This is a genomic window from Salmonella sp. A1325, assembly GCF_056991255.1.
In genome coordinates, this window is record NZ_JAMLWO010000004.1 from 328071 (window position 1) to 343207 (window position 15137).

9 protein-coding genes, 1 tRNA gene and 2 pseudogenes are annotated in these 15137 nt (G+C 50.0%); 8 read left to right on the forward strand and 4 right to left on the reverse strand.

Annotated elements, in window-relative coordinates:
- Nucleotides 1-65 precede the first annotated feature (65 nt).
- Nucleotides 66-1775 (forward strand): AsmA family protein, encoded by a 1710-nt coding sequence (locus NAZ64_RS10820; RefSeq protein ID WP_000766665.1) that lies wholly within the window; start codon nucleotides 66-68, stop codon nucleotides 1773-1775.
- A 102-nt stretch (nucleotides 1776-1877) separates the two neighbouring features.
- On the opposite strand, the gene yicI is transcribed toward NAZ64_RS10820, so the two are convergent.
- Both yicI and NAZ64_RS10830 read right to left on the reverse strand, forming a co-directional pair.
- Nucleotides 1878-4196, reverse strand: coding sequence for an alpha-xylosidase (gene yicI / locus NAZ64_RS10825; protein WP_483640932.1), 2319 nt, complete (start codon nucleotides 4194-4196; stop codon nucleotides 1878-1880).
- Nucleotides 4197-4207: 11 nt separating this feature from the next.
- Complete coding sequence (locus tag NAZ64_RS10830; protein WP_000834259.1) at nucleotides 4208-5590, reverse strand: glycoside-pentoside-hexuronide family transporter; 1383 nt, start codon at nucleotides 5588-5590, stop codon at nucleotides 4208-4210.
- Between the two features lie 287 nt (nucleotides 5591-5877).
- Here NAZ64_RS10830 and NAZ64_RS10835 point away from each other — a divergent pair.
- Nucleotides 5878-5972, forward strand: a tRNA-Sec gene (locus NAZ64_RS10835).
- Nucleotides 5973-6289: 317 nt separating this feature from the next.
- On the opposite strand, the gene NAZ64_RS10840 is transcribed toward NAZ64_RS10835, so the two are convergent.
- Nucleotides 6290-6634: a hypothetical protein gene (locus tag NAZ64_RS10840; RefSeq protein WP_220569548.1), complete on the reverse strand. Its 345-nt coding sequence runs from the start codon at nucleotides 6632-6634 to the stop codon at nucleotides 6290-6292.
- 561 nt (nucleotides 6635-7195) lie between these two features.
- Here NAZ64_RS10840 and NAZ64_RS10845 point away from each other — a divergent pair.
- The 3 genes from NAZ64_RS10845 (at nucleotide 7196) to NAZ64_RS10855 (ending at nucleotide 9863) form a co-directional block, all read left to right on the forward strand.
- Nucleotides 7196-7765 (forward strand): retron system putative HNH endonuclease, encoded by a 570-nt coding sequence (locus NAZ64_RS10845; RefSeq protein WP_023217901.1) that lies wholly within the window; start codon nucleotides 7196-7198, stop codon nucleotides 7763-7765.
- 148 nt (nucleotides 7766-7913) lie between these two features.
- Nucleotides 7914-8747, forward strand: a complete 834-nt coding sequence (locus tag NAZ64_RS10850) for a DUF4942 domain-containing protein (RefSeq protein ID WP_076935895.1) — start codon at nucleotides 7914-7916, stop codon at nucleotides 8745-8747.
- Between the two features lie 87 nt (nucleotides 8748-8834).
- Entirely contained in the window at nucleotides 8835-9863 is a 1029-nt protein-coding gene (locus NAZ64_RS10855) for a virulence RhuM family protein (RefSeq protein WP_220569547.1), read from the forward strand.
- A gap of 127 nt (nucleotides 9864-9990) precedes the next feature.
- Here NAZ64_RS10855 and NAZ64_RS10860 read toward each other — a convergent pair.
- A pseudogene (locus NAZ64_RS10860) lies at nucleotides 9991-10294 on the reverse strand (transposase); the annotation flags it as partial.
- A gap of 380 nt (nucleotides 10295-10674) precedes the next feature.
- Between NAZ64_RS10860 and NAZ64_RS10865 the strand changes: the two are divergent.
- From NAZ64_RS10865 to misL, 3 genes and pseudogenes are all read left to right on the forward strand, one after another.
- A pseudogene (locus NAZ64_RS10865) lies at nucleotides 10675-10785 on the forward strand (transposase); the annotation flags it as partial.
- Between the two features lie 756 nt (nucleotides 10786-11541).
- Nucleotides 11542-12159 carry a transcriptional regulator gene (locus NAZ64_RS10870; protein ID WP_000984808.1) on the forward strand — a complete coding sequence of 206 codons (618 nt, stop codon included), beginning with the start codon at nucleotides 11542-11544 and terminating at the stop codon, nucleotides 12157-12159.
- A gap of 74 nt (nucleotides 12160-12233) precedes the next feature.
- Nucleotides 12234-15086, forward strand: coding sequence for an intestinal colonization autotransporter adhesin MisL (gene misL / locus NAZ64_RS10875; protein WP_220569546.1), 2853 nt, complete (start codon nucleotides 12234-12236; stop codon nucleotides 15084-15086).
- Nucleotides 15087-15137: the final 51 nt, after the last annotated feature.

The following is a 15137-nucleotide window of genomic DNA, read 5'->3' on the forward strand; positions in this document are numbered from 1 at the left end:
TGTCTTGAGGATTGCACGCAAATCGTGCATAAATCCCCTATGTGCATTTCACGGGATGGAAGACCATGAAATTGATTGGGAGGTTGCTTCTCTACGTGCTGATCGCCTGTTTAGTGGTGATTTTCGGCTTTTATTTTCTGCTGCAAACGCGCTGGGGCGCAGATCATGTCAGCAACTGGGTATCAGAGAACAGCGGTTATCACCTCACATTCGACGTGATGGATCATCGTTTTTCCGCCCCATCCCATCTTTTACTGGAGAATGTGACCTTTGGTCGTGATGGTCAGCCTGCTACCCTGGTCGCGAAAACCGTAGATATCGGTCTGAGCATTCGCCAGTTAACCGCGCCGCTGCATGTCGACACGATTCTGTTACAGGACGGCACGCTGAATATTTCAGTGCAAACCGCCCCTTTCCCGTTTGAGGCCGACCGCCTGCAACTTCGCAATATGGCGCTCAATAGTCCCGGCAGCGAATGGCGGTTGAGCGCCCAGCGCGTTAACGGCGGCGTTATGCCCTGGCGCCCCGAAGCCGGTCGGGTATTGGGCAATAAAGCCCAGATCCAACTGAGCGCCGGTTCGCTGACGTTAAACGACGTTCCCGCCACTAATGTGCTTATTGAAGGCAGTATCGACCATAATCAGGTGATGTTAAACACCGTCGGCGCCGATATGGCGCGCGGAGCGTTAACCGGCGTCGCCCGGCGTAACGCTGATGGTAGTTGGGTCGTTGAAAATCTGCGGCTGAATGATATTCGGTTACAAAGCGATAAATCCCTGAGCGAGTTTTTCGCGCCGCTTACTACGGTTCCATCTTTGCAGATTGGTCGTCTTGAAGTGACGGACTCCAGCCTGCAAGGACCAGACTGGGCTGTCACCGATCTTGACCTGAGTTTGCGCAATCTGACTCTGCGCAAAGAAGACTGGCAAAGTCAGGAAGGTAAATTATCGATGAACGCCAGCGAGTTTATTTACGGCTCGCTGCACTTGCTCGATCCAATCCTGAACGCCGAATTTTCACCACAGGGCGTTGCGCTACGCCAGTTCACTACCCGCTGGGAAGGCGGTATGGTCAGAACTTCCGGCGCCTGGTTACGCGAAGGCAAAGCGCTTATTCTGGACGATACCGCTATCGCCGGGCTGGAGTATACGCTGCCGGAAAACTGGAAGCAGTTATGGATGAAGCCGCTGCCCGACTGGTTGAACAGCCTGACGCTGAAAAAATTCAGCGCCAGCCGCAATCTGGTGATTGATATCGACCCGGCCTTCCCGTGGCAAATCACCGCTCTGGACGGCTACGGCGCAAACCTGGAGCTGGTACAACATCATCAATGGGGCGTCTGGAGCGGCAATGCGACCCTCAACGCCGCAGCGGCAACCTTTAACCGTGTGGACGTGCGCCGCCCGTCGCTGTCGTTGACGGCTAATGCCAGCACGGTCAACATCAGCGATCTGAGCGCGTTTACTGGAAAAGGGATACTGGAAGCCACTGCCAGCGTATCGCAACTGCCGCAGCGTCAGACGCAAATCAGCCTGAACGGACGCGGCGTACCAATGGATGTGCTACAGCAGTGGGGCTGGCCGGCATTACCGATTGCTGGCGATGGCAATATTCAGCTCACGGCCAGCGGCAATATTCAGGCCGATGCGCCGTTGAAACCGACGGTAAACGGGCAATTACACGCGGTCAACGCACAAAAGCAGCAGATAACGCAAACGATGCAAGCGGGCGTGGTGTCCGGCGGGGAAGTTACGTCAACGGAGCCAGCGCTGTAATTGAGGGCTTGCCCGGTGGCGATGGCGCTTACCGGGCTTACGGTTCTTGCTCATTTGTAGGCCGGATAAGCGCAGCTCACGGCGCCATCCGGCGATTCAGATTTAAAGCGTAATCACCATCTCATTTCCCTGCGGGGTGACCACGACGCCCAGTTCACTTTCCACATATGAACCGCATTTGGTACCGCTAATCTGCGTAATATTACGCAGACACAGCGTCCAGTTGCGCGCCTCGCCTTCGCCGCTCACCGTAATGGTATTGCCTGTGCGTTTCGCCTGCAGCGTAAAGATTGTCGAACCATCCGTAGCAGGGACTTCGCAGACCGCTTCGCAGCCGTCATCCAGATGGAATAACTGGAAGGCCGTACCCTCATGCCAGGCGTAATCGGGCTTCTGGCTATTGTTGCCCAGCGCCAGTAGTGTATTGTCACGCACGTACACTGGCAGGCTCAGGAAGCCATGCTGCTGTTTATGCCAGCGACTGCCCTGCACTTCATCGTTGCGCCACAGGTGCGTCCAGCGGCCTTCTGGCAGGTAGAACTCCACGTCGCCCGCTTCACTAAATACCGGCGCTACCATGACCGCATCTCCCAGCATGTACTGGCGATCAAGATAATCACACGCCGGATCGTCCGGGAACTCCAGCATCATCGCCCGCATCATTGGCGTACCGGCTTCGTTGGCGCGCGCCGCTTCCCGATACAGATACGGCATCATCCGGCACTTCTGTTCGGTGAAGAAGCGCACCACGTCACAGGACTCGTCGTCATAGGCCCACGGAACCCGGTAGGATTTGCTACCGTGCAGGCGGCTGTGGCTGGAGAGCAAGCCGAATGCGCACCAACGCTTGTAGACATGCGCCGGCGCGGTATTCTCGAATCCGCCAATATCATGGCTCCAGAAACCAAACCCTGACAGGCCGATGGACAGCCCGCCGCGCAGGCTTTCCGCCATCGATTCGTAGTTGGCGTAGCAGTCGCCGCCCCAGTGCACCGGGAACTGTTGCGCGCCCACCGAGGCGGAACGGGCGAACAGCACCGCCTCTTCAACGCCGACGGTCTCTTTCAGCACGTTCCACACCAGTTCGTTGTAGATGTAGGCATAATGGTTGTGCATTTTCTGTGGATCTGAACCATCAAACCACTGCACATCCGTTGGAATGCGTTCGCCGAAGTCAGTTTTGAAGCAGTCCACTCCCATCTCCACCAGGCCCTTCAGCTTGTCGGCATACCATTCGCAGGCTTGCGGGTTGGTGAAGTCGTAAATCGCCAGTCCCGGCTGCCATTTATCCCACTGCCACAAGGAGCCGTCCGGGCGTTTAAGCAAATACCCTTTCTCTTTTAGCTCCTGGAAGACCGGGGATTTCTGGCCGATGTAGGGGTTAATCCACACGCAGACTTTCAGCCCTTTCGCTTTCAGGCGGCGAATCATCCCTTTCGGATCGGGGAAAGTCACCGGGTCCCATTCAAAATCGCACCACTGAAAAGCTTTCATCCAGAAACAGTCGAAGTGGAAGACGTGCAGCGGTAGATTGCGCTCGGCCATACCGTCGATAAAGCGGTTAACGGTCGCTTCGTCGTAGTTGGTGGTAAATGAGGTGGTCAGCCACAGGCCAAACGACCAGGCGGGCGGCAGCGCCGGACGACCCGTAAATTGGGTATAGCGGTTCAGCACGTCTTTCGGGGTCGGGCCGTCGATGACGAAGTATTCCAGATACTCGCTCTCAACGCTGAACTGGACTTTGGAGACTTTCTCGGAGCCAATTTCAAACGACACGCACTGCGGATGGTTTACCAGCACACCGTAGCCACGGTTGGTGATATAGAACGGGATGTTCTTGTAAGACTGCTCGGTGCTGGTGCCGCCGTCGCGGTTCCAGGTCTCCACCGTCTGACCGTTACGCACCAGCGCGGTAAAGCGCTCGCCCAGTCCGTAGACGGTTTCGCCCACGCCGAGATCCAGACGCTCGAACATGTAGTTGCGCCCGCTGTTGGTGTCCTGTACATAGCCGTTATTTTTCAACTGGCTACCGGTGATACGTACACCGTTGCGCAGAAAATCCAGTGACCAGAGCTCGCCTTTGGTGACGCGCACGCTCAGGCTGCCGCTCTTGAGTTCGGCAAATTCGGCGTTGTTCTGCATCTCTACGTTGATATCTTGCAAGACATTGAGTGGATAATGTGGGCCGTTATCCAAAGCGCCCTGGAAGTGTTCCATCCGTACACCTATCACTCCTTCCTGCGGCGAGAAAAAGCGCAGGGTAAACAACGGGGTATCCAGTTGCCAGGTTCGTTCGCGGACATCGCGCGGCGCGGCATAGATCACCATCTCATTCCCGTGCTGTTCAACGTCGAACACCTGAACCGGGTGAATCAAATTAAGGCCAGGCTGGATCAGCCAGTTTCCGTCGCTAATTTTCATAGTCTGTTCCTTTAGTTTTGCAATTCTTTATGGGTAAATTCTTGTTCGTTGCGGTGTGCGCCCTGCGCCAGTTGTTCCAGAATGGTTTTCAGGAACGGGCTTTTCAGGGTGTAGTAGCGTTTAGCGATCGCGGCGCTCAGCAGATAACAGATGGCCGGGACGATAGTGAACAGAGCGATGATGATGCTGATCGTGGCGCTGTTTTGCGTTTTCGCCGCCGCGTCGTAACCGCCGCCGGCCAACATCCAGCCAATCAGCGCCCCGCCGAGGGCAAGACCCAGTTTCAGCACGAACAACGTGCCGGCAAAACTGATCCCCGTCAGGCGTTTGCCGTTACACCATTCGCCGTAGTCGACGGTGTCAGACATCATCACCCACTGGATAGGCGTGACTAACTGGTGCAATACGCCAATCACAAAGATAAAGACGAACATAGCGATCGTGGCGTGCATCGGTACGAAGAACATCGCCACGCTGATTACTGCGAGTAAAGCATTGGTCCACCAGAAAACGCTCACTTTGCATTTCCAGTCGGTCAACGGTTTTGCCAGCGCCGAGCCAATCAGGTTGCCGACGCAATAGGTGGTGAGGAAGGCGACAAACACGCCCGGCTTGCCCAATATCCAGGTGACGTAATACATCATCGCCCCGCCGCGCACGCATACCGCCAGAATATTCAGGATGGTGAGCAGGCCGACTATGCGCCACTGGTCGTTGTGCCAGATATCACGCAGGTCTTCACGCATGGAGGTATGGGTGGCAGGCGCTTCAACGCGCTCTTTGGTGGTAAAGAAGCAGAACGCCAGCATCAGGAACGCCACCACCGAGAGCGCCGCGATACCCCCCTGGAAGCCCAGCGCCTTATTCTCGCCGCCAATCAGTTTCACCAGAGGCATCATCAGTACGGTAGAGAGCATTCCGCCCGCCGTTGCCAGCACAAAGCGCCAGGATTGCAGGGAGATACGCTGCGTTGGGTCATTGGTTATTACACCCCCCAACGCGCAGTAAGGGATGTTGACTACAGTGTACAGAAGGGTGAGCAACGTGTAGGTGATGGCGGCATAAATCATTTTGCCGTTCAGACTGAGATCCGGCGTGCTATAAGCCAGCACACAAACGATACCAAACGGCAACGCGCCAAACAGCACCCAGGGTCGGAATTTGCCCCAGCGAGAGCGGGTACGGTCGGCCAACAGGCCCATGCAAGGGTCGGAGATGGCATCAAGCGCACGCGCCAGTAAAAACATGGTGCCGACAAAACCAGCGGGAATGCCGAAAATATCGGTATAGAAGAACATCATATATAACATGACATTATCAAAGATGATGTGGCTCGCGGCATCGCCCATACCATAGCCAATCTTCTCCTTAACGGAGAGAATCTCACTTTTCATTACGCATCCTTAACGCTTACAACGCTCACTGATACCGGTTACAGTTTTTGTAAACCTTCCCTGCGAGCGTGAATATTCCGTTATTTGGTTATCAAATTACGATTCTTGTTTTCTGTGATCAGGGTAGCGCCAAAAAGTGTGATGAAATGTAACTAATGGATTTTATGGGGGTTTATATGAAACCGATCATGGCAGAAGGAAAGGGAAGTTAAAAAAGCACGGGAGGGGATGTGGAAACGCCAGGAAGTAGCTATAATGCGCGCGCCTCCATGTAGCAATCGAGGCGCGGAAGATCGTCGTCTCCGGTGAGGCGGCTGGACTTCAAATCCAGTTGGGGCCGCCAGCGGTCCCGGGCAGGTTCGACTCCTGTGATCTTCCGCCAAAATCCTTCTCTCATGCCCACCATTCGTCCTCTATTGCGGGACAAAGTATTTGCTTATTATTAAGACTAGTTCTTGCATATAATACGAAAGGAAAGGTGGAGAGAGAAAGTGGAATATTATTTTATTAATCACCATTTACCGATTGCTAAAACCGAACGTCCATTTATTGTGGGATATCGTCCGCAAAGAAGGGATAAAAGTACGCCAGGACTAACGCGGGCGGGACTTAACTAATCACCAAACGAACTTGTGGGTCATACTTACAGACTCATCCTTTCTCAAAAGAGATAACGCTTACCAGACCAAAATTATGAGATCAACGTATAGAGCCATCCGGATAAAGATACATGCCTCCCTCCAGATACACGGGTTCTCCTTCTTCTACCGCTAAATTATGATATAGCGATTGCATTTCATCATCTGCAATTTCCTCCTGTTGGTTTTCAACTCGATAATAGGTATCTACATCATAGTTCTGTTTACGGAGATCGTCGTCGCTGTATACGCCAAGCCGTTTTTTTAAGCCTGTTATATTAAATATCCATTTTAACCCATCTTTAATATAATAGGCATCACCATAAGCATTTTCATCTGGGCATTCTTTATAGCCCATCCGCAATGCAACATCACAGCCATGCTTACTAACATATTTATAACTCATATCCCCCCCACAATATGTTGCTTCAATATCCCAGATAAAATTCCTAACGAAAACCTATCCTGATAACCTATGCCACATGAAGGATAGAATTTAAACTAAAGTACGCGTTATATTATCCCCTAAGTCCGTATCAAGTATGCGTATTCTGTAGTAGGTAGTAATATGTTCTAATTTATTAATGTGAGTTATATATGAAGAGATTATTTACAGCGATGATTATCGCTTTTATTACCGTCACGGCATCATCCGGTGCGCTTGCCTGCCCAAAGGGTCAACATCCACATGGGGGTACGGGCTCACATCATAAGGGTGGATGGTGTTCATACGAGCAGTAACGTCGCAGCTTACTCATCTACTTGAAGGCACTATAGCCTTACGTTTATTAACGCAGGCGCTACGTTTGTCGATGCCGTAACTTTCTGAAAGGGAAGGCACAATGAGGCATGTGATCAAAACTCGCCGGGGACAGATGCCTTACTCACTGCAAATGAAAATCCACCACAAGATTCGGATCAATCGACCCATCGCTGGCGAAACTTTAGACGAGACAAAGCAGATTTAGTGACGCTTCTGCTCAATGAGCAATATCATCTTTGCTGTTACAGCGAAATCCGTGCTGATTTGCGTGGCCTCGGCTATCACATTGAACACGTCGAAAATAAAAGCCAGCAGCCAGGGCGAACCTTCGATTATCAAAATCTCGCCGCCAGCGCATTAGATTCAGGGGAGAACGGCGGTCATGCCCAAGGAAAACAAGATGCTGTGGATATGGCAAAATTTATCCATTGCCATATTCGCGATTGTTCCCGTTATTTTGCTTACCTTTCTGATGGTCGGATCGTTCCTGCTGATGAGCTAAATGCACAAGAGACGGAGAACGCGCAATACACCATTGATCTACTGAACCTGAACAGCGGATTCCTTCAAACGGAACGCCGTAATCATTGGGAAGAGCTGGAACTGCTTTTTGAGGAACATATTGAGAAAGGCTGGGATCTGCAACAATTACTCCAGCTTGATCTGGTCCCTTCGCCAGATCATAAACTGCATGAATTCTTCAGCATTACACGCCAGTTTTTCCAGCAAGAAGCTGAACAGGTATTACAGAGCCACGCCCCTGCATTAATTTAACACCACTATTCCTGATTCAGGGCGACGGCATGATTTATTGCGAGTCGCCTTCCTGATTTACACCCTCAATATTTATTCACCTTTATTTCACCGCATAATGCGCCTGCCACTCCCGGCAGGCGCGTTTGCTTTTATATGGACCAAAAATATGCAAACAGAAGCTGAAGTCTTAACTGACCATAATGAGCTAATTTGCTCGACCAGTATTGAATGCATCGTCACAGGGCGCGACGCTGCGCTGAGCCTGATAGAAATCCTGATTCATAAGCTTGATGACATCTCGCGGCTTACCTCCAGCATCGGTGGTGATGTAGCGGAGCATTGGGCGATGCGACAGGGCCATTCCTTTGACTGCTGGTTGATGCAACCGGTTGATAAAGCGATGCCGGTGATCACCCGTAATATTGACCGCAGCATTTGGCGCGATCTGATGCTGAAGTCCGGGATGTTGACCTTAATGGACGCTGAAGCCCGCAGCCAGTGGGCTAAAAATCTCGAAGGAGGAGATCTTCCGGCCATCAGCGAAGCCAACATCCTGAGCACCTTTGAACAACTCCACCACAATAAACAGGATGTTTTCGAACGTGGGATTATCAATGTATTTAAAGGGCTAAGCTGGGACTATAAAACCAATAATCCCTGCTGCTTCGGTAAGCGGCTCATCGTTAACGGCCTGGTAAAGCACGACCGATGGGGCTACAGCCTGAATTGGGGCTGGCGGCGTGACCAGATTGCGGATCTGGAGCGCATGTTGTTCCTGCTGGATGGTAAAACCATTCCCGATAACCGACACGATGTGACTATCCGACTGATGGACTTCATTCGTGATAACCCGTATCAGCAGGTTTTTGAGGATGATTTATTCTCTATGCACTACTTTCAGAAAGGCAGTGGGCATATCACGTTTAAGCGTCTGGATCTGGTGGAGAAGATGAATGATATCGTGGTGAAACACTATCCGGGGGCGCTACCCGCAAAATAAACGCTATCTGCGTAATGAGCTTCACCAGGAATTTCTGGCATACTAAGCGGATTACAGCATCGCGAGTCAGATGTAAGTGGAGGCGACATGGAAGATAAATACTTAACCCAATCCCCGGCAGGTGAATTCATTATGTTTGCCAGCGGTGACGGGAAAGTGCGTGTTGAATGCCGCTTTGAAAGCAATACACTGTGGCTCTCTCAGGGAATGATCTGCGAACTATACGGTAAAGCTAAAGCCACCATCAGTGAGCATATAAAGAACATCTTTGCAGATGGCGAGCTTGAAGAAAATTCAGTTGTTCGGTTTTACCGAACAACTGCCAGTGATGGGAAAAATTATCAGATTCAATACTTTAATTTGCCGTTGATACTCGCTGTCGGCTACCGCGTTCGCTCCCCGCGCGGCACGCAGTTCCGCCAGTGGGCAACCCAGACGCTCCAGGAATACCTGATCAAAGGTTTTGTGATGGACGATGAGCGCCTGAAAAATCCGCCCGTGGGTTCATCGGCTGTACCCGACTATTTCGATGAGATGCTGGAGCGTATCCGCGATATCCGCGCCAGCGAACGTCGGGTTTATTTGCGGGTACGCGAGATCTTTGCTCTGGCCGCCGATTATCAACCGTTCCTCAAAGAAACCACGCAGTTTTTTCAAACCATCCAGAACAAGTTACATTTTGCCTGTACCGGGTATACCGCCGCTGAACTCATTCATCAGCGTGCTGACGCCTGCCAGCCGCATATGGGGCTGACCAGCCATAAAGGTGAAGAGGTGCGCAAATGTGACGTGACGGTGGCAAAAAATTATCTCACTCAGGATGAAGTCAGCGAGCTTAACCGCGTAGTTAACATGTGGCTGGATTTCGCCGAAGATCAGGCCCGTCGTCGTCAACAGGTCTTTTTACGCGACTGGCAGGATAAGCTGGATCAGTTCCTGCAATTTAACGACCGTGAGGTTTTGCAAGGCGCAGGTAAAGTCAGTAAGAAAATGGCCGATGAAAAAGCGCAGGCGGAATATAGCCAGTTTGCCGAGCAACAACGGCGTTTAAAAGAAGCCGAAGGTGAGAAAGATATCGCCGCTTTGTTACAGTGGAAAACAGAGCCTAAAAAGTAGCTCAGGATGTCCCCAAACCCCACAAGCAAAATCATTTGGGGTGCTTATGGGGGTTACTCATTTATCCAATACAAAATATAAACATAAAATCAATAAGTTAACATTCAAATACGATTCCTGTGATCGCCCGAGCCTTTATCCCCACACGTTGCATCAACCACCAGACTTTGCTTACACCGCATTGTTCCTGATATCCCGCAGATCTTGCGATAGCCATAAACACAGCCCGATTCCAGCCAGAACTGCCTGATATACCCCGTCAGATTCAGGTCAACATGATGCCGTCGTGAATGTGGCGGCTTTATCCAGGCGTAAAGACTATGGGTAGTAATATCAAGACGTGTTGCGATGCTGGAAACAGAATGGCCGCGCTCAATAATCTGTTTTACCGCTTTAATTTTAAACGCTTCGGGATAACGTTTACCGCTCATGGGCTCCTCTTTTTAAGTCATCTTAAATGACTCTGCGGTGTCTGTTAAACCTGTGGCGATTCACTCCTCCGTTTTATCCAGACGAAATTATCCTGATAATGTGCTGTAGCGGCTGAATGACTTAATGTCACACCATCCTAAACATTGAATAGTTGCTCAGTTACCTGATTTTTCATTGTTATCTATTAGATACTGCAAACATTTCATCTTTATACCTTTGTTCTTCCATACGTCCTGTTTATTCGTAACCCCTCCCATTATTATATTTCAGCAGTAAAATACCCGTATACATTCTTATACCAGGTACTCATATTACTCCACATAATCGTGCTATTCACATTTAGAGATCACGTAATCGATCTACTAACGAAGGAATCTCTATGCGTAAAGTCCGTCTTACTGAGCATCAGAACATCGCCGTAATTAAGTTGGTCGAAGCTGGACGAGCGGTTAAAAATATCTGCCAGGAGGCGGATATTTCTGAGGTGACTGACGACATCTATGGACATTAGGTTTGACCACATTATGTTTCTCACTAATGTGCTCCGGGAAAGAGTTTTCATCAAATGAGCAATTGAAAAGAGAAGCCAGAAGCTGAAGTTGCTTCGACCGATAAGTCTGTCGGTTGCTCAGACTGTCACGATCAGAATTAAGTCAGATCAACTCATTGGCAAGGTATAACTCCCGGCGTTAAGTTACAAGATTTTCTCATAGCATTAGCATTTCACCCCCTTAAAGTTTACATGCGTCTCTATAAAATAGTCTTAAATTTGTATATAAGAAGTTGATGAGAGCACAAATGTCACCATTAAGTCATTGAATAACAATGCAATGAAAGAAAAAATCTTAAATTAGGTTTTAATAATAAGAATTCATTACAGGTTTACAGGAATTACTTTTATATTTCATCACATCACCCCGATAGTGACGAAGGCAGCAGACAGATGGTATTGAGAACCATTATTTATCACTCTCATGATTTAGCAAATAGTGCTGTTTTAAGATTTTTTCTGATATTGGAGATTATGTATAAAAATCCCAATGGGTGAAATACAAATCCGAAATGATGTATTACGACTGTCGAATCTGTCATGGTTCCTTAAAGCTGTATTTTAGGTCTTTCCAGGAGTTTATGACACTGACAATAATCCGCGACTTTTGACAGTCGTAGCACTGTATATTATCTGGATTGACACATTTATTTACCAATGAAATATTAATAGAAACATCGACGGGAGTCGTTCAGGATGATGAGAAAGCCTTCACAAATTGTCCATTGCATTAGTTGCGATTTATCCTGTCAATTATTCCCTGACAGCGCAGTACGGGTGCAATACTGTCATAATGCGGCATTTTCCATCTGGCCAGATGGTAATGCTTTCCTGAAAAAAGGGTTTATTGAAAAGTTATTGCTTGATAGACACAACCATTTATCCAGCGGTTTTATCTTTGTTGATTTTTCTTTCCCGAATCTTCGACGATTTACCGATTTGCAATGGGCTGACAGTCTGGCAGACAGTGGCATGCATATTGTCCTGATTTCTGACAGAAGTTTAACTCCGCTGGCCAATTACTGGATTTTGAAAAGCAATAAAATACAAGGAATTATTTATTCCGATGACGATGATATTGTGCAACAGCAAAAGATGCACCGCTTGTTTACCGGTCGGCTCGCCAACAGTAAACGTGGACGAACGCTTAACTATACGGAATTTATATTACTGAAGCGCTTTGTATCAGGAATAAGTATTCAGCAGATTGTAAATACTGACAATATTGATATTAAGAAACTTTATGTGCATAAGCTGCGGCTTGAAAATAAGCTAGGGCATAGCATTCATAAAATAATATCAAATATTTTATAGATCCGTTTCCATTTTTATTATTTCCATATTATTGCGATGTGGAAGACGCTTTACGCCATAATGCAGGAGGCAGAATGCCAACTCCCCAAAATTACTCATTCATCGCTATAGCGGTATCAGCAGCGTTAGCCTCTATGGTATTTTCCTCCCAGGCGGCCTGGGTTGACGTTGATAGTCTGCCATCCAGTGGGCTGGTCAGCCAGTTGCCGCCGGAATTACAGGCTATTATTCCCGCTCAGGCCAGTACCGGTTTCACCAAAGTCGGTACCATGCCCAACTACGTTTATCAGTGGAACACCGGCACCATCCCGGTTTATGGCAATGGCCTCACGCTTAATGGGCCGGGCGCGGAGGCGTTTGAACACACTGTCACGGTTATTCAAAACAGCGGAACGGGAAGTCCGGGCGTGATTTTTGGCAACGACCTGACCATTCGGACGCAGTCGGCGAATGCCGCGAATAATGGTAGAGACGTCGATGGCATCCGTACTCACGGCGCGAATACTCCGGATAACCCAGTATTTATTATTACCGGTGACCGTACCCACATCTACGTGGATGGTCAGGATGGTGACGGTATTAACGCCGGATATAACTCACTGGGCCAGGGTTGGACCGGATCGGCCAATATTTACGTCGGCGACGATCTGTATATCAAAACAACCGGTAGCCAGGGACGTGGAATTACAGCCAACGCCATGAGGGATGCGTCACGTGCCCAAAATACGATTGTCGTCGGCAATCGTGCACATATTGTTACTACCGGCGACAGTTCGGAGGGTCTGCGTACCGGACAAAGTGGTTCGTTGATTCGTCTGGGTGACGATGCAACCATCGAAACCTCCGGCGCATCCTCAACGGGGATTTACGCAGCATCCTCCTCCAGAACCGAGCTTGGCAACAACGCTACTATTACGGTGAACGGTGCCAGCGCACACGCGGTATATGCAACTAACGCTACCGTTAATTTGGGAGAGAATGCCACTATTAGCGTTAACAGCGCCAGTAAGGCTGCATCCTATAGTAAAGCTCCTGCCGGTTTATACGCCCTCTCCCGAGGCGCCATTAATCTGGCAGGCGGTGCGGCTATTACTATGGCGGGCGATAACAGTAGCGAAAGTTACGCCATCAGCACGGAAACTGGCGGCATTGTTGACGGTTCTTCAGGAGGTCGTTTCGTCATCGACGGTGATATTCGTGCTGCTGGCGCCACCGCTGCCAGCGGTACGCTACCGCAGCAGAACAGTACGATTAAGCTCAATATGACGGACAACTCGCGATGGGACGGGGCGTCGTACATCACCAGCGCTACGGCGGGCACAGGCGTTATCTCTGTACAAATGAGCGATGCGACCTGGAATATGACCAGCAGCTCAACGCTCACTGACCTGACGCTGAATAGTGGCGCAACCATTAACTTCAGCCATGAAGATGGCGAGCCATGGCAAACGCTCACCATCAATGAAGATTATGTAGGCAACGGCGGTAAGCTGGTCTTTAATACTGTGCTCAACGATGATGATTCCGAAACGGACAGGCTGCAGGTTCTCGGCAATACTTCAGGCAACACATTTGTTGCAGTAAATAATATTGGAGGAGCCGGGGCGCAAACCATTGAAGGTATTGAAATTGTTAACGTTGCTGGCAATTCTAACGGTACTTTCGAAAAAGCAAGCCGTATTGTTGCCGGAGCCTATGACTACAACGTGGTGCAGAAAGGTAAAAACTGGTATCTGACCAGCTACATTGAGCCGGACGAACCGATTATTCCCGATCCGGTAGACCCTGTTATCCCTGACCCTGTCGTTCCCGATCCGGTGGACCCTGATCCAGTAGACCCGGTCATCCCTGACCCTGTTATTCCCGATCCGGTGGACCCTGAGCCAGTAGACCCGGTCATCCCTGATCCGACAATTCCTGACATAGGGCAATCTGACACACCGCCGATAACAGAACATCAGTTCCGTCCGGAAGTGGGCAGCTATCTTGCCAACAACTATGCGGCAAATACGCTGTTCATGACGCGTCTCCATGACCGTCTGGGTGAAACCCAGTACACCGACATGCTGACGGGTGAGAAGAAGGTCACCAGCCTGTGGATGCGTAACGTCGGCGCCCATACTCGCTTCAACGATGGCAGCGGGCAGCTAAAAACCCGCATCAACAGCTATGTGTTACAAGTGGGAGGCGATCTGGCACAGTGGAGCACTGACGGTCTTGACCGTTGGCATATTGGTGCAATGGCAGGTTATGCCAACAGCCAGAACCGCACGCAGTCGTCCGTGAGTGACTATCATTCCCGTGGTCAAGTCACCGGTTACAGCGTCGGCCTTTACGGCACCTGGTATGCTAACAATATCGATCGGTCTGGGGCTTATGTGGATACCTGGATGCTGTACAACTGGTTTGATAACAAGGTCATGGGTCAGGATCAGGCCGCTGAGAAATATAAATCCAAAGGAATTACCGCCTCGGTTGAAGCCGGTTACAGCTTCAGGTTAGGTGAAAGCGCGCATCAAAGCTACTGGTTGCAGCCCAAAGCGCAGGTGGTATGGATGGGCGTGCAGGCTGACGACCATCGCGAAGCCAACGGTACTCTCGTGAAGGATGATACCGCCGGTAATCTGCTAACCCGCATGGGCGTAAAAGCCTATATTAACGGCCACAACGCTATTGATGACGATAAATCTCGAGAGTTCCAGCCGTTTGTGGAGGCGAACTGGATCCATAATACGCAGCCTGCCAGCGTGAAAATGGACGATGTCAGCAGCGATATGCGTGGTACAAAAAATATTGGTGAACTGAAAGTGGGTATTGAAGGACAAATTACCCCGCGCCTGAACGTATGGGGCAACGTGGCGCAGCAGGTAGGTGACCAGGGCTATAGTAATACCCAAGGCCTACTGGGGGTTAAATACAGTTTCTGATTCAGGTAACAACAGAGCCGCTGATCTTCAGCGGCTTTTACCCGGAAGCGC